Here is a 15542-nt window from a genome sequence, read left to right on the forward strand (position 1 = left end):
ATGAGCTAGGGTATCATGGCGCGCTGAATTATTGGCACACCCTTTTAGCAATTATAGACATGGCAAAAGAACAAACTGATCGTACAACTCTGGATTTGTTCGCTGAGGAACGAAGGCCTGGGCGACCTAAGACAAGCCCGCTATCACGGGATGAACAACTAAGGATAAACAAACGCAACCAACTAAAACGCGATAAAGTGAAGGGGTTGCGTCGAGTTGAACTTAAACTAAATGAAGAAGCTGTTACTGTGCTCAATCAGTTAGCTGAAGAAAAAAATATAAGCCGCAGTGAATTAATAGAAGAAATCTTGATGTCACAACTTCAGCACGTTGATGAGACAATACTCAAGTAACGCTCTCTTAGTAAATCACACAAATTTGACAGACTTATAAAAGTTTTTTCGCCAGAATAAGGCATAAAATTCTATTTATTTTCGTTCTAAATGAGTTCTAGAAGTTGAGAAATTCCTTCTTTCTCTCTTAGAAAAACAAGAGGTTAATCAGTTTATGGCAGTCATCGGTATTTTCTTCGGAAGTGATACAGGTAACACAGAAAATATTGCCAAAATGATCCAAGAAAGATTAGGCAAAGATGTAGCAGAAGTTCATGATATTGCTAAGTGCAGCAAAGAAGACATTGAGGCTTTTGACATTCTACTTCTTGGTATTCCAACTTGGTATTACGGCGAAGCACAATGTGATTGGGATGACTTTTTCCCAACATTAGAAGAAATTGATTTTGACGGTAAGCTTGTCGCGCTCTTTGGTTGTGGAGATCAAGAAGACTACGCAGAATATTTTTGTGATGCGATGGGCACCATTCGCGATATCATCGAGCCACGAGGTGCGGTGATTGTTGGGCACTGGCCTACTGAAGGTTACCACTTCGAAGTTTCTAAAGGTATGGCGGATGACAACCACTTTATCGGCTTAGCGATTGACGAAGATCGCCAACCTGAATTAACAGATGAACGAGTGGATGCATGGGTCAAACAAATCTCTGAAGAAATGTCATTAGCTGAAATTCTCGGCTAGTCGATTAAAAATATGTGTTGCTGATAGATTGAATCATTTTCCGCTCAAAATGTACCACCTCAGAGCATCATTCAGTCTAAAATAATCGATTAAATATCCTTATTGGATAGACTTATAAGAGATTATCAAAATAATGAGACAATGCATGGTTTCTATTTTTATTTTCCATGCCTATAATTGTAAATCAGTTTAGAAGACAACTGGTTTTATGTTAAAAATGTCTCATTATTGTTAAATTTATGATTTAAGATACAGGACAAACCCGCATGACAGACAACAATAAAGCATTGAAAAATGCTGGACTCAAAGTCACTCTTCCAAGACTTAAGATTTTGGAAGTACTTCAGGAGCCTGAGTGCCACCACGTCAGTGCGGAAGATCTCTATAAAAAGCTGATCGACATGGGCGAAGAGATCGGGCTAGCGACTGTATACCGTGTATTGAACCAATTTGATGATGCAGGTATCGTTACACGCCATAATTTCGAGGGTGGAAAATCTGTATTCGAATTAACTCAGCAACATCACCATGACCACCTAATTTGTTTAGATTGTGGTAAAGTGATTGAGTTTACTGACGAGTCGATTGAAACCCGCCAAAAAAATATCGCTGCTCGCCATGGTATTAAACTGTCTAACCACAGCTTATACTTATATGGCCACTGTGCTGATGGTGATTGCCGCGATAACGCTGACGCACACGAAGCAAAAGAGTAATAAATTAATCGCCATCGTAACTTAATGGTGACCCATTCTTCAAAAGCCTGATGCTATCGTTATCAGGCTTTTTTATTGCATCAATTCACCGATAAATTAACCTTTTCCAGTTAGAATACCCATAATTTATCTTATTCACTTTATATTTATCACTAAAATATGTCATTAAGGTGAAATATTGAAGTGTTCTATAATAAGTTGCAATTCACTTCAAATCCTTTATATTGTTTGTCGGATAAATTCATCTCTCTATTTTAAAATATTTACAATGGTATCATAGTGATGCATAACGTCATTTAAAACATACATTGCATCTGTTTTTTATATCACTGTCATATGATTTATCTAATTAATGTCTAAAATAAGTTCAACATATTACGACCAAAATTTTGGCTTGCTTTTAATTTAATAAGCAAGATTAGTGTAATAAAAAAGTTAAATTACAATTATATGATGTAATTCATATATTTTTAGCTAGACTTATTTGGATTACTCTCGTACTTCGTAAGAGATTAACTGATGAAAAAAACATATCTTTTTATTAACACTAGTTTTTTCTTCTGGTTTCTTACTTTAATAGGATGGTTTTTTCGTCATACTGCCATCACCTTATTTTCATTTGTATTATCAATTCTGTTCTTGATCTTATACTTCAATCAAAAAAAGGTAAGTAAAATGTTCACCAAAAGACAAAACAAACAAGCTCTAGAAGAAACAACTACAATTCGTGAACCTGATATTATTTCTAAGATAGAAGAACAAGTTACGATATCAACCCCAACGCTTAGTGAAGAAAAATCGAATACAATTATCTCAAGGGATGTTATGTTTGAAGGCAACATAACATCTAACGAGCAAGTGCATATTTACGGCAAGGTGGTTGGCAATATTACAGGGAAAGATAATACTGTAAAAGTTATGCTCAACGGCCAAGTGACGGGTAATATTACTTGTAAAGAATTGATTATTAATGGCCAAGTTGAGGGTGAGTGCGTCTCTGAGTCCATTAGTATCGAAAATAATGGCGAAGTCCATGGAACAATTCACTACAGCAGTTTATCGATTAAAAAAGGCGGCATCCTTTCAGGACAAGCTAAAGTCAAAAATAGTGTTTCTCATATGGATAAAGTCACAAAATTAAAAGATAAAATAAAACATAATACGCCTATCACTAATAATGAAGATGATACAGGAATTGCTTCGTTATAATCATTTGTTTTTCTGTACTAGGATAATGACTACATATTAAAAATAAGGTGGATCTATCCCCACCTTATTTTTAAATTTCAAACTTTAAATATAAGTATATTTTCTTATTCTATTTAATAGTTTGATATTGCATATATATGCTATGTGTATTTTTAGTTGGTTACCATTATAGATATTACAATGGTAACCGCTATTTACTTAACTCATTAAAAAACCGTAAATGGCATCATTACCATAAATTTAATATCTTTTTCATCTTGGAAGATATTTCCATAACCACCACCATAACTAGGGATATCGGTATGATTATCATATTTGGTGAAGTGTAACTTAAAGAGAGTGTCTTTTGCTCGGCCTGTTTGAACGGTATATAATATATCAAAATTCCACGCACTTTCTTTTAAACGCACATCTTGGGCATATTGGGAGTTAGTACTTGGTTTTGCGTCCCAACCATAAATATAGGATGTCCCCACTTTCCAACCCGCAAGATCCCAGTTTTTAAGATCATACATCACACCAGCATATAACGCTTTTTCATTGTTGGCGTTCCAGTCTGAACGACCATCCCACCAAATATCCATACGTCCATTCGATGTCGCCCAACCAGGAGTCATACGTTGCAAAAAGTAGCCTTGATTACCTTCTGCTTTAACATAGGTTCCTTCAACTTTAAAATCAAACTCCTCATAGGTATACCCTAATGTCATCGCTTGCAACCATGCTAATCCATCATAAACATCATTAACACCGCCATCAGAAACCTTGTCTTTTGAACCATAGAATTGATATGAGAGACGTAAATCGCGTTCAGCCACAGGCACGGCATATGAAACTTTAGCAAAATACTGATCCATATAATCTTTTGCCTGGCCATAAGCCCCTTCTAACACTAAATTGTTTTTAAAATCATATTTAAACCCAATTGAGTGCAAATAACTGATCCCTGTTTTACCATCCGCTTCACGGAAATCATACATTGAACGGTACCATGGTGCTTTATAACGGTCTGCCCACATATAAGACATGCTCAACTCACCGTTTTGTTCAAAATCAAACACACCACCAACTTCTAAACCACGATAAGTCCCAGGCATATAACTCCAGTGCGAAGCTAATAAGGTCTGACCCGTTGGCTGAATATATCCCCCTCTCCCCCAGAAAGGGCCATATTTTAATTTTGCAGCAGCTTTATAAAATGTCACCCCACTGCGATCGCCTGTCCATTTTTCATCCCAGCGTGATTTAGCGTCACTAAAACCGATTTCATTGGGGGCAGCAGGCCCACTGTTAGATAACTCGATGGCAGTAAAACCCGCTAAATCCAAACCAATAACATCTTGAAAATAGCCCGATGAAAAGTCTAGGCTAGCATTAAATGTAGAGTGCTTCAGATTATCTGCATATTTTTTATATTTATCGCTATTTGGGTCTAAATCCTTACGGGAACGATCCCTTTGCCAGTAATAAAGCCCACCAGTGAGTTTTGAATCTTCGAAAAACTGTTCAGCGTGAGTGATAGGTTGATACGCGATAGGTAACATCGCGATTGCGATTTTTAAGACGAGCAACTTCCTGCCAGTATTGACATGTTTATTAACCATTCTTGTATTCCTCTAATATTTTTTATGTTTTATTATTCGGCCGAAATACGATTTAACTTTCCATTTAAATCCAAATATTCACAACAACTTATGTTGCTTGTGATGTAATTAGCCTATTTTTTGCGACGCGAATTATCAACACTGATACTGGCTTTGTTGCCAAAATATGATCAACGGCACATTAATTTTTATTAATAGTCACCATCACAGATGATGACTCATGATTTAAAAATATATAACAGTTTGATAAATATAATAAATAAATAGATATTAGAGAGAGGGTTAAACTTAAGAACACGTGGATAAATTGCCTTGATATGATGCAAACACGCCAAATTAAGTACTATTGCTTGCGTTCTATCACCACATTGACTTAATTTTGTGAGAAAGGTAAATGAAATAAGGTCTTTTAAATTCGTTTTATTGTTTTAACTTAATCATTTGAATAAATTGATAGTAATTATTCTTTATCATTTTTCGATTTTTCTGCATTAATATTCTCAATAATACGATAGCATTATTGAGAATAATTCCCCTGTTTTCATCTGCTACTATGAAATTTCCATTTCAACAAGAAGCGTACAAAAATGAATATTGATTTAACAGGAAAACGCGCCTTAATTAGTGCATCAACCGCGGGTATCGGCTTTGCGATAGCAAAAGGGCTTGCAAGTAGCGGTGCAGAAGTATTGATTAACGGTCGTAATAAGAAAAGTGTTGATGATGCGGTATCCCGTCTACAAAAAGAGCTTCCTAGCGCTAAAGTATCCCCAGCCGTCGCTGATGTGAGCCACCCTGAGGGGCTCAACCTGCTACTCAGTGAAATCAAAGAGATCGATATTTTAGTCAACAATGCTGGCATTTATGGTGCTGAGGACTTTTACACAACCGACGATGCCACTTGGGATAATTACTGGCAAACCAATGTGATGTCTGCAGTACGTTTATCTCGAGCCCTATTGCCTGCAATGGTTGAAAAAGGCTGGGGGCGAGTTGTCTTTATTTCATCTGAATCTGCACGCAATATTCCTGCGGATATGATCCACTATGGTGTCACAAAAACAGCAATGCTCTCCCTTTCACGAGGACTTGCTAAATATGTTGCTGGTACTGGTGTGACAGTCAATAGTGTTCTCCCTGGCCCGACCCTTTCTGATGGTTTTGCCAATTTGATGGAAGACGAAGCAGCGAGAACAGGTAAGTCAATCGAAGCACTCGCTAACGAATTTGTCGTTGCGCACAGACCAAGTTCAGTTATTCGACGTGTAGCGTCTGTGGAAGAAGTGGCAAATATGGTGGTTTATACATGTTCGAAACAAGCCTCTGCAACCTCTGGAGCGGCATTACGCGTTGATGGCGGAGTCATTGACGATATTATTTAATCATCGGTAAGCTTATTACCTAATGTATTGATTATCGAGTAGCAAGACAATTAACGGGGGGCAAAAACCTGCACCCCGCTACCTTAACTTTCACACTTAATATTTTTCAAATAACATTTGAATTTTTTGTGGGTCTTTAGTTTCAGTCAACGCTAGCTGCAATAATACGCGTGCTTTTTGTGGATTTAACCTTTCAGATGCCACGAAGCCATATAGATTATCATCGACCTCTGCATTACGTGTGGTATAGCCTGTTGGAACACGGCTAGCACGTACTACAACCACATCCTCTTTTGCCGCTTTTGCTAGTGCATCAAATACCGTTTTGTACATGTTGCCGTTACCAACCCCTGCACTAACAATACCTTCGGCCCCTTCTTCTCTTAGAGCTTTAACAGGTGCTGCGGAAGCATTCGCATAGTTATAAACAATACCAACTGCAGGTAATTTATCGAGTTTACTCACATCAAACGCAGCGTTATTTTCCCGTGGCTGAGGCGCTTGGAAATACGTCACTTTGCCATCGTGGATAAACCCTTCGGCACCTGCGTTAACCGCATCAAATGCCTGGACTTCTGTGGTGCTCATCTTCATCACATTTCGGCCTTGAACCACCTTGTCATTCATTGCCATTAGCACGCCACGGTCACCAGCTGACTTATCCGTTGCAAGCACCACCGCGTTATACAAATTTAGCGGCCCATCAGCTCCCAGTGCTGTTGATGGGCGCATTGCACCGACCAACACAATTGGTTTCTTACAATAGGTTGTTAAATCAAGAAAAAAGGCCGTTTCTTCTAGTGTGTCCGTTCCGTGAGTGATCACAAAGCCATCGGTTTTATCGCAGTCTTGGTTGATTTTTTTCGCCAACGTCAACCAAACTTGGTCATTCATATCTTGCGAACCGATATTCACCAATTGTTCGCCGCTTAAATTAGCAATTTTCTTGGTTTCTGGAACTGCATTAATTAACGCATCAATCCCCACTTTACCCGCTTGATAACTAGAAGAAGTTGCTGAATCCCCACCCCCAGCAATGGTTCCCCCCGTTGCTAATACCGTAATATTCGGTAAAGCGACGGCAGATACGGTAAACAGTGAAACCAGTGTTGCGAGCAGCGCTTTATTTCTGTTTTTCATCCTATTTTCCTTTTATTAATAAACTTCAGTTATTATGTGGTTTTATGCTAAATTTATTGTGATCTATACCCCAAATAATTCGAGTTGCAGGTAGGCGACAAGCGAAGATAGACGGGGAGCATAGATAAACTATGTGACTCGGCTAGCTAAGCGTAGTCAACACCGCTGCAAGTTGAAGGATTTCGGGTATATATAATTATTTTAGGAGAAATAATAAATATTAAGATGATTTGTCTATTAATGAATAAAAAGCGTGAGGTTGCGACAAAAATCCGTATCATAGCCCGTTTGACACACTCTATTCACAAGTGACTGACAATGAGCCAAACATTTATTCCCGGCAAAGACGCCGCTCTTGAAGACTCCATTGATGCATTCCAGACCAAATTAAAAAAATTGGGGTTTGATATTGAAGAAGCGTCATGGTTAAACCCTGTACCAAACGTTTGGTCAGTACATATTCGCGATAAAGAGTGCCCTCTTTGCTTTACCAATGGTAAAGGTGCGAGCAAAAAAGCCGCTTTAGCTTCTGCCCTTGGCGAGTATTTCGAGCGTTTATCGACTAACTACTTCTTCGCTGACTTCTACTTAGGTAAATCCATTTCAGAAGGTGATTTTGTTCACTACCCAAATGAAAAATGGTTCCCACTAACAGAAGATGACAGCCTACCAGAAGGGCTTTTAGACAATCGTTTGATTAAATTCTATGACCCTGATGAGGCATTAGCCGCAAGCCAACTCATTGACCTACAATCTGGCAACGAAGAACGCGGTATTTGTGCGCTACCTTTTACACGCCAATCTGATGACAAAACTGTCTATATTCCAATGAATATCGTTGGGAACTTATACGTTTCTAACGGTATGTCTGCGGGTAATACAGCTAACGAAGCGCGTGTTCAAGGGCTTTCAGAAGTGTTTGAACGCTTCGTAAAAAATAAAATTATTGCAGAAAGCATCAGCTTGCCAACTATTCCAACAGAAGTGATGGCTCGTTACCCAAGCGTGGTGGAAGCAATTGATACCCTTGAAAAAGAAGGCTTCCCCATTTTCTGCTACGACGCGTCATTAGGTGGAAAATACCCCGTCATTTGCGTGGTGTTGTTTAACCCACAAAACGGCACTTGCTTCGCCTCATTTGGCGCACACCCTGACTTTGGTGTTGCCCTTGAGCGTACCGTTACTGAATTATTACAAGGCCGCGGCTTAAAAGACTTAGATGTGTTTAACGCACCAACCTTTGATGATGAAGAAGTGGCTGAGCACACCAACCTTGAAACACACTTTATTGATTCAAGTGGCTTAATTAGCTGGGATCTGTTTAAAGACGATGCGGATTATGAATTTGCAGATTGGAGCTTCAAAGGTACGACGCAGGAAGAATTTGCGACGCTTATCCGTATTTTCAATACGTTAGGTGCCGAGGTTTACATCGCAGATTATAACCATTTAGGCGTTTATGCGTGCCGTATTTTAGTGCCAGGTATGTCAGATATTTACCCTGTTGAAGATTTACATATTGCGAATAATGCAATGGGCGCTTATTTACGCAATACGATTATCAACCTGCCTGATAGCCAATGGGAAAAGCAAGACTACCTTGCCCTGATTGAGCAGTTGGATGATGACGGTTTAGACGATTTCACCCGTGTACGTGAATTGCTTGGTTTAGCGGTCGGTAAAGATAATGGTTGGAGCAACCTGCGTATCGGTGAATTAAAATCAATGTTAGCCCTTGCGGGTGGTGACCTTGAACAAGCTTTAGCATGGGTTGAGTGGACACAAGACTTTAACAGTTCAGTGTTCACGCCAGAACGTGCGAACTATTATCGTTGCTTGCAAACGCTATTGTTATTATCGCAAGAAGAAGAAAGAAACCCTGCGCAATACTACAATGCATTTGTCCGTATGTATGGGCAAGAAGCGGTCGATGCAGCCTCTGCTGCAATTGCAGGAGAGTCTTGCTTCTATGGCTTGTGGTCAATCGATGATGAGCTAAAAGCACTGCCAGCTCATCAAGCACTACTTGCGGCTTATGAAAAACTGCAAAAAGCCAAACGCGCTAACGCGTAATTAAGTCACAGGTTGGCGGGGAGCCTTCCCCATCAACCTGTTATCATGTTATTGATGTAGATAAATCATAAATCCAACGAACGCTTCCACAATAAGAAATCAAATTGTTCTAAGCGATCCGCTTTCACCTGATATTCTCCACTCGCCGTTTCGATGACCCGTTCAAATAGCCCTTTACTGATCGTCGGCAATGGAACCCCATCAATGATTGGACCGCAGTCATAGTCGATCATGTCGGACAAACGTTCTGCTATTGCGCTATTAGTCGAAATTTTTAGTACGGGCACGATCGGGTTCCCTGTCGGTGTACCTAACCCTGTTGAGAAAATCACCACATTACAGCCTGCGGCAACAAGCCCAGTTACCGCGTCTACATCATTACCCGGCGTACAAACCAGTGACAATCCGCTCTCTGGCATGGGTTCTGCGTAATCACACACTGCACTTATGGGTGAAGTGCCGCCTTTTTTTGCCGCACCTGTAGATTTAATCGCATCGGTAATTAAGCCATCCGCAATATTTCCAGGGCTTGGGTTATCCGCGATGGTGGTGTTAAAGAAATTCGCCGTTTTTTCATAACGTTCCATCAATTCGAGAAATTTCTTTTTGTCATCGAAAGATACGCAGCGTTTCACCATATCCCCTTCTGCACCACATAATTCGGGAAACTCCGCCAAACCAGATGCGCCACCTAACGTGACTAACCAATCTGAAACAAGCCCCATTGCAGGATTACCTGAAATCCCTGAAAAACCATCAGAAGCGCCACATTTTACGCCCAATTTTAGGTGGGATAATGGCACATCAACCCTCGATTGTGGCTTAACGGCTTTCATGCACTCATAAGTTTGTTTAAGCGCAGTTTGCATCATTTCTTCTTCGCTATCCCACTCTTGTTGACGGAAATACAGTGCAGGCTTATCAAAGTTTGGGTTACGTGCAGCCAGTGATTCTTTAAACATTTTGCGCTGCGCTTTTTCACATCCTAAGCTAAATACCGTAATACCAATCACATTAGGGTGGTCTGCATAAGCTGCTAACACATCACACATGGTTTTACTGTCCGAGGTTGCACCGCCGCAGCCACTGGTGACAGTAATGCACCGAACGCCTTCAATATGCGGGAACAGCTTTGGTTTTGCTGTCGGCGTTTGCGTTCCTGCAGTTAAGTCTAGTGCAAAGCTTTTTAAGCTATTATTGGTGTAGCCTAATGCATCATTTAAAGCATCGGTTAATTTCGTCACATTGCGGTTTTCGCAAAAAACTAACGGGAAAATTAGCCAGTAATTTGCTGTTCCTACACGCCCATCTCCTCGTACATATCCTTGAAAAGTTCGTTTTTTATAAGCGGAAACATCAGGTGCTTTCCATTCGTATAGTGAATCATTTTCTAAGGAAACAGGAGCTGCATAATGGCGAATATTGTTCACCGTAATGGCTTCGCCTTTTGCAATGGGTTGCGTCGCTTTACCTACTGCAGTGCCATACATCGATACCACACCATCAATGGGTAACGCTTCTAAGGCAAATTTGTGTTTAGCCTTCACGTCAGTGACTAAGGTAATTTCTTCATTGCCCCAATGGTAAACTTCCCCAGCGTGCAAGTCTTTTAAGGCAACAATCAGGTTGTCGCTTTCATCAATTCGTAAAATCTTTTGCATGTCACACCTTCCAATTGTTGCCATTAATTCGATGACAAAACTTTATGGCCATTTTTATGAGAGTTCTTTTTAAGGAGCGCAATTAACACAGCACAACCCACAGTTATCACTGACAATGTCATGATCCCCGCTGTATTGCTGTTCATTACTTTATCCACTTCAACGCGGATGATAGGTGCAAGGAATGAACAAAATGCCCCCATAGTGGTACAAAAACCAATCCCCGCTGCTAATGCAGGACCACTGAGTAACTGAGGCGGAAACGTCCAGAAGACAGGTTGAACCGATAAGAAGCCCACCGCGCTTAAACATAGTGCTGCAATAGCAAAAACTGGGCTGGCAAATGCAGATAACGCTAAGCCCACCGCCGCAGCTAACATGCACAAAACAGATATTTCCACACGCTTTGTTGGATGGCGGTCGGCAAAGCGCGGAATATAATAGACACCAAAGGCTGAGCAAGCCCATGGAATAGCTGCCACTAACGATTGTTTGAATCCTAAGCTTTCCCCCATTAATGAAGCCACTTGGGAAGGCAAAAAGAACATCAGGCCATACACGGATATTTGGATGGTGCCGTAAATCAATGCAAGGTGCCACACCTTGGCATTTTTGAGCGCCGAAAGCACAGAGGTAGTTTCTGTTTTTGCATTTTCTTTGGCAAGTTGCTCCGTTAATGCCTTTTTCTCTTCGTCGGTTAAAAAACGCGCTTTTTCAGGGCTATCATCCAGATAAAAGAAGGCAAAAATACCAATAACAACCGCAGGCAAGCCTTCGATAACAAACATCCAGAACCAACCTGGACGGCCTAACCAGCCATGCAACTCTAATAATGCACCAGAAAGTGGAGAACCTAGCGTCAAGGCTAATGGCACCCCTAAAACAAATATACCAATCACTGATCCGCGGACATTATTAGGAAAATAGATTGATGCTAATAATAGAATTCCTGGATAGAAACCTGCTTCCCCTAGCCCTAATAAGAAGCGCAAAATAATAAATTGGGTTTCATTGGTGACAAAGCCTGTCATCGCGGAGAGTACGCCCCAAATGATTGTGGTGATACTCAACCATTTTTGGGCGCCTATTTTATTTAAAATTAAGTTTGCGGGGATACCAAATAATGCATAGGCCGCAAAGAAAATCCCTGCCCCAAACGCAAATGCAGAGTCCGATAACCCGATATCTAACTGCATAGCATCTTTAGCAAAACCAACATTCACCCGATCAATAAATGCAACGAAATACAAAATAAACATCAGGGGTACTAAACGTTTCCACGATTTTTTAATCGCAGAGTTTAAAACAGGATTGTTATAAGCTTGTGTTGTCGCCATGATATTTTTCCCTGTCGGTAAGATGTTCTATTGTGTTGTTATAGGAAAGATCAGAGCGGTGAATCAGCCAGTGCTAATAATTGCTGAAGTTGCTCTGTCTGTACACTGTTCAATCCAATAAATGGTGAGCTACAACGGTCTGAGTTAATCACTCCTTTCAGTTGCAACGCTTTTTTAAACGTTGGAATAAAGGGAGCATTCACCCCGTAAATCGCCATCAGTTGGTCAACACGTTGTTGATGTTTAGCGACGAGCGCTAAATCGCTTTTTGCAAAGGCGTTCATCCATGAAGCAAAAAACTGCGGAATAATATTTGAAAGGCCACCAATACAACCGTTTCCACCTGATAACACGACATGAGCAAAGTTGTTGTCGTAACCTGCATAGACTTCAAAGTGTGGAATACGGGATTTCACAACGTCAATGACTTGCGCTGTATGATTAGTGTCGGGAATGGTATCTTTCAGGCCAATAATATGAGGGTATTTATCTGCTAAGCGTAAACACACTTCAGGTGATACAGAGTATCCCGTACGCTCAGGAAAGTTATAAATAAATATTTTTGCTGAGGTTTTTTCTGCTATTGTGCTGTAAAAGCGAAATACACCCTCGTCATCTAACGGAAAATAATAGGGGCTGATTATCATTACCCCATCGACCCCTTGCTCATTCGCATAATTGGCAAGTTCAATCGATTCATTGACATCTAACCGACTTGCTCCTGCATAGACCTTCATATCCCTTTTGGGGTAATTGCCACAAAGGTCAATCAAGGTTTTCGAACTGTTCATATCGAGTGCAAAAAACTCCCCCGTACTGCCCATCGTGACAAAACCCGAGACTTTTGTGCTAAGCGAATCATAAACTTGTCGATTTTGTTCAATATCAACGCGGCCTTTGTCATCAAAAATAGTGACAACAGGGGTGATATAGCGACTTTCCATACGTGATAGCTCCATTTGGTTATTGTTCATATATACAAACCTTATTCATAAATAAAAACAACATTAAATAACCACGAAAAATGGATTGAGTCAAATTTGAACAAAGTTAAAATAAAAACACCTTAATCAGTTGATTAAAAAGAAATAAATAAGAAGTTATTGATTATATTAAAAACAAGAAGGTCATTTTTTATTGGTAAATTTTGAACAGGATCACGACTTTTGCTGTCAACAGCGCAATGTCATTCGATAGATTTAGAAAAGAAATGGGTTTTTGCTAGTGATTTACATAGCTCAGTTTTAAACCTAGAATAGCGGCACAATTAATCAGGGAGGTGATTTAATGTCTACAGGACACATGCCGACAATTCGTGTTTTAGAGGTGCTTCAAGTATTGGCTGCAGAAAATACGGGGCTATCTTTAACGCAACTTTCTGATAAGACTGGAATTCTGAAAGGGACTATTTACCCCATTCTAAAAACATTGGTTGAGCACCGTTATATTAATTACGATGATAACAGCCAGCTTTACTATCTTGGTATCGCTTGTTCCATTCTTTCTCGCGTTTTCTTCGAAAAATCGTATTGGCTGAAAATGATCCATCGCGAAATGGGGCTTATTGTCGAACAATGTAATGAAGTTTGCCAAATGGGTATCTTAGATGGTGCTGATGTCCTGTATATTGATAAAGTACAATCTGCACAAAAAGTTCAGTTAGTCTCCAGTATTGGCACTCGCTTACCAGCTATCTATTCTGCGCTAGGTAAGGCAATGATTGTTAACTACAGTGACGAACAAATTTCCCAACTTTACCCTGCAGGTTTCACCCCGCTGACACAATACAGTGTTCATACTTTGCCACAATTACGTACGCAACTAAACGCAGTAAAAGAAAATGGATATGCCATTGATAATAAAGAAATTAATGAAGAAACCATTTGTTATGCTGTCGCATTGCGCCAACGAAACAAAATTATTGCTGCTATCAGTGTGTCTATCCCCACCTTCCGCAGTAACGATGAAAAAACAGCCCAAGTCATCGAAACGCTGTTAACCAGCCGCGAACGCATCGAACAAGAACTTAACACGCTAGATAATATTGAATTTTATAAATAATAAAAATTCAATATTGGCATATATAGTCTAAAATGATCTGGAACAACAATTTTTGTATGCCGTATCATTTTGTTGATTGTTAGCAAAATATGACAATTTGGCGGAAATTTAACAGATGGTTTTTGAGGTTTATATCAATAAATTTAGCGCTAAATTTAGACATAAGTTAAATACCTTAGCAAAGGGATCATATTGCACTTAAATAATTAACATTTATATGCATATTTTCACTTTCCATATCGCTAAAAATGCTCTTTATAAAAATTTTTAATAAAATTTAAAAAATATTTATTACTTAAATTTCAATTGGTTAATCTTGATTTTAACATAAAATTAACCATTTAGACGGTATTCTTGCGAGTGTTCATGATCCATATCAAATTTATCACTTATCCCCTTTGTTACTATTATTGCGTGCTATAATTAATCAACTTTGTAAGAGAGTGTTGGTATGAAAGCTGACAACCCTTTTAATTTATTGCCACCTGCTGTAATGGCGCAAGTCGCGGATGATGCTGGCTTTTATAAAGCGAACAAACATCCTGCAATTACTTACTTGTCAGCATTCACTGCCGGTATTTTTATTTCTATTGCTTTTGTTTTCTATATTACTGCAACAACTGGGGCTGCCGATGCACCATACGGCTTTACCAAACTGATTGGTGGGATTTGTTTCTCACTCGGTTTAATGTTAGTCGTTGTTTGTGGTGCCGACCTTTTCACTTCCACTGTCTTAACTATCGTTTCTAAAGCCACAGGTAAAATTACCTGGGGACAAATGTTCCGCAATTGGTTCAATGTATACATTGGCAACTTAATTGGCGCGCTGTTCTTTGTGGCTATCATTTGGTTTGCGGGGCAATACACTGCGGCTAATGGCCAATGGGGATTAAATGTCTTACAAACCAGTAGCCATAAATTGCACCACACCTTTATTGAGGCTGTTGCACTCGGAATTTTAGCAAACTTAATGGTTTGTCTGGCGGTTTGGATGAGTTATGCAGGTCGCAGTTTAACCGATAAACTGGTGGTATTAGTTCTCCCTGTTGCGATGTTCGTCGCCAGTGGGTTTGAGCATAGCATCGCCAACATGTTTATGATCCCATTGGGCATCATGATTAAAGAATTCGCTCCTGCTGAATATTGGACACAAATCAATATGGCACCAGAGCAGTTTTCACACTTAACGATTGGAAATTTTATTACAGATAACTTAATTCCAGTCACTATCGGAAATATTATTGGCGGCGCACTTTTAGTCGGCCTCATTTATTGGTTTATGCATTTACGTGGTGGCCAGAAACATTAATCGCCACTGACACAC

Annotated in this window: 13 protein-coding genes; 8 read left to right on the plus strand and 5 right to left on the minus strand. The window is 39.8% G+C overall.

The genetic code is table 11. The annotated features are described in order from the left end of the window. Positions 1–59: 59 nt before the first annotated feature. From ybfE to PR808_RS04140, 4 genes are all read left to right on the plus strand, one after another. Positions 60–353, plus strand: a complete 294-nt coding sequence (ybfE, locus tag PR808_RS04125; RefSeq protein ID WP_206085467.1) for a LexA regulated protein — start codon at positions 60–62, stop codon at positions 351–353. 154 nt (positions 354–507) lie between these two features. Beyond that, positions 508–1035 (plus strand): flavodoxin FldA, encoded by a 528-nt coding sequence (fldA, locus tag PR808_RS04130; RefSeq protein ID WP_206085466.1) that lies wholly within the window; start codon positions 508–510, stop codon positions 1033–1035. Positions 1036–1301: 266 nt separating this feature from the next. Next, positions 1302–1751 carry a ferric iron uptake transcriptional regulator gene (gene fur / locus PR808_RS04135; protein WP_004256285.1) on the plus strand — a complete coding sequence of 150 codons (450 nt, stop codon included), beginning with the start codon at positions 1302–1304 and terminating at the stop codon, positions 1749–1751. A 675-nt stretch (positions 1752–2426) separates the two neighbouring features. Then, on the plus strand, positions 2427–2960 hold the full coding sequence (locus PR808_RS04140; protein WP_272538764.1) for a bactofilin family protein: 534 nt from the start codon (positions 2427–2429) through the stop codon (positions 2958–2960). 206 nt (positions 2961–3166) lie between these two features. On the opposite strand, the gene chiP is transcribed toward PR808_RS04140, so the two are convergent. Then, a complete protein-coding gene (gene chiP, locus PR808_RS04145) occupies positions 3167–4564 on the minus strand; it encodes a chitoporin ChiP (protein WP_206085464.1) in 1398 nt (465 codons plus the stop codon). Between the two features lie 587 nt (positions 4565–5151). Here chiP and PR808_RS04150 point away from each other — a divergent pair. After that, positions 5152–5946, plus strand: a complete 795-nt coding sequence (locus tag PR808_RS04150; protein WP_206085463.1) for an SDR family NAD(P)-dependent oxidoreductase — start codon at positions 5152–5154, stop codon at positions 5944–5946. A gap of 96 nt (positions 5947–6042) precedes the next feature. Here PR808_RS04150 and ansB read toward each other — a convergent pair whose 3' ends face one another. After that, entirely contained in the window at positions 6043–7086 is a 1044-nt protein-coding gene (ansB, locus tag PR808_RS04155) for an L-asparaginase 2 (protein WP_206088380.1), read from the minus strand. 318 nt (positions 7087–7404) lie between these two features. Here ansB and ycaO point away from each other — a divergent pair, with 318 nt between their 5' ends. Then, on the plus strand, positions 7405–9159 hold the full coding sequence (ycaO, locus tag PR808_RS04160) for a 30S ribosomal protein S12 methylthiotransferase accessory factor YcaO (RefSeq protein WP_272538765.1): 1755 nt from the start codon (positions 7405–7407) through the stop codon (positions 9157–9159). Between the two features lie 65 nt (positions 9160–9224). Here the strand turns inward: ycaO and PR808_RS04165 are convergent, their stop codons facing one another. From PR808_RS04165 to PR808_RS04175, 3 genes are read right to left on the minus strand one after another with little or no spacing between them, the layout of a single operon-like run. After that, positions 9225–10820: a UxaA family hydrolase gene (locus PR808_RS04165; protein ID WP_272538766.1), complete on the minus strand. Its 1596-nt coding sequence runs from the start codon at positions 10818–10820 to the stop codon at positions 9225–9227. A 23-nt stretch (positions 10821–10843) separates the two neighbouring features. Then, complete coding sequence (locus tag PR808_RS04170; protein ID WP_206085459.1) at positions 10844–12157, minus strand: MFS transporter; 1314 nt, start codon at positions 12155–12157, stop codon at positions 10844–10846. A 50-nt stretch (positions 12158–12207) separates the two neighbouring features. Beyond that, on the minus strand, positions 12208–13101 hold the full coding sequence (locus PR808_RS04175) for a dihydrodipicolinate synthase family protein (RefSeq protein WP_206085481.1): 894 nt from the start codon (positions 13099–13101) through the stop codon (positions 12208–12210). A gap of 343 nt (positions 13102–13444) precedes the next feature. Here PR808_RS04175 and PR808_RS04180 point away from each other — a divergent pair, with 343 nt between their 5' ends. Together PR808_RS04180 and focA are read left to right on the plus strand one after the other, a co-directional pair. Next, on the plus strand, positions 13445–14218 hold the full coding sequence (locus PR808_RS04180; protein ID WP_206085458.1) for an IclR family transcriptional regulator: 774 nt from the start codon (positions 13445–13447) through the stop codon (positions 14216–14218). Positions 14219–14669: 451 nt separating this feature from the next. Further along, positions 14670–15527, plus strand: a complete 858-nt coding sequence (focA, locus tag PR808_RS04185) for a formate transporter FocA (RefSeq protein ID WP_206085457.1) — start codon at positions 14670–14672, stop codon at positions 15525–15527. The last annotated feature ends 15 nt before the right edge of the window (positions 15528–15542 follow it).

It is taken from the genome of Providencia sp. PROV197 (genome assembly GCF_028479625.1).
Taxonomy (GTDB): Bacteria; Pseudomonadota; Gammaproteobacteria; order Enterobacterales; family Enterobacteriaceae; genus Providencia; species Providencia vermicola.

Excerpts from the sequence above, each read along its gene's own strand:
- chiP (WP_206085464.1), bottom strand. The coding sequence starts at position 4,564 with ATGGTTAATAAACATGTCAATACTGGCAGGAAGTTGCTCGTCTTAAAA.
- PR808_RS04150 (WP_206085463.1), top strand. The coding sequence starts at position 5,152 with ATGAATATTGATTTAACAGGAAAACGCGCCTTAATTAGTGCATCAACC.
- fldA (WP_206085466.1), top strand. The coding sequence starts at position 508 with ATGGCAGTCATCGGTATTTTCTTCGGAAGTGATACAGGTAACACAGAA.
- ansB (WP_206088380.1), bottom strand. The coding sequence starts at position 7,086 with ATGAAAAACAGAAATAAAGCGCTGCTCGCAACACTGGTTTCACTGTTT.
- fur (WP_004256285.1), top strand. The coding sequence starts at position 1,302 with ATGACAGACAACAATAAAGCATTGAAAAATGCTGGACTCAAAGTCACT.
- ybfE (WP_206085467.1), top strand. The coding sequence starts at position 60 with ATGGCAAAAGAACAAACTGATCGTACAACTCTGGATTTGTTCGCTGAG.
- PR808_RS04140 (WP_272538764.1), top strand. The coding sequence starts at position 2,427 with ATGTTCACCAAAAGACAAAACAAACAAGCTCTAGAAGAAACAACTACA.
- ycaO (WP_272538765.1), top strand. The coding sequence starts at position 7,405 with ATGAGCCAAACATTTATTCCCGGCAAAGACGCCGCTCTTGAAGACTCC.
- PR808_RS04165 (WP_272538766.1), bottom strand. The coding sequence starts at position 10,820 with ATGCAAAAGATTTTACGAATTGATGAAAGCGACAACCTGATTGTTGCC.
- PR808_RS04170 (WP_206085459.1), bottom strand. The coding sequence starts at position 12,157 with ATGGCGACAACACAAGCTTATAACAATCCTGTTTTAAACTCTGCGATT.
- PR808_RS04180 (WP_206085458.1), top strand. The coding sequence starts at position 13,445 with ATGTCTACAGGACACATGCCGACAATTCGTGTTTTAGAGGTGCTTCAA.
- focA (WP_206085457.1), top strand. The coding sequence starts at position 14,670 with ATGAAAGCTGACAACCCTTTTAATTTATTGCCACCTGCTGTAATGGCG.
- PR808_RS04175 (WP_206085481.1), bottom strand. The coding sequence starts at position 13,101 with ATGGAAAGTCGCTATATCACCCCTGTTGTCACTATTTTTGATGACAAA.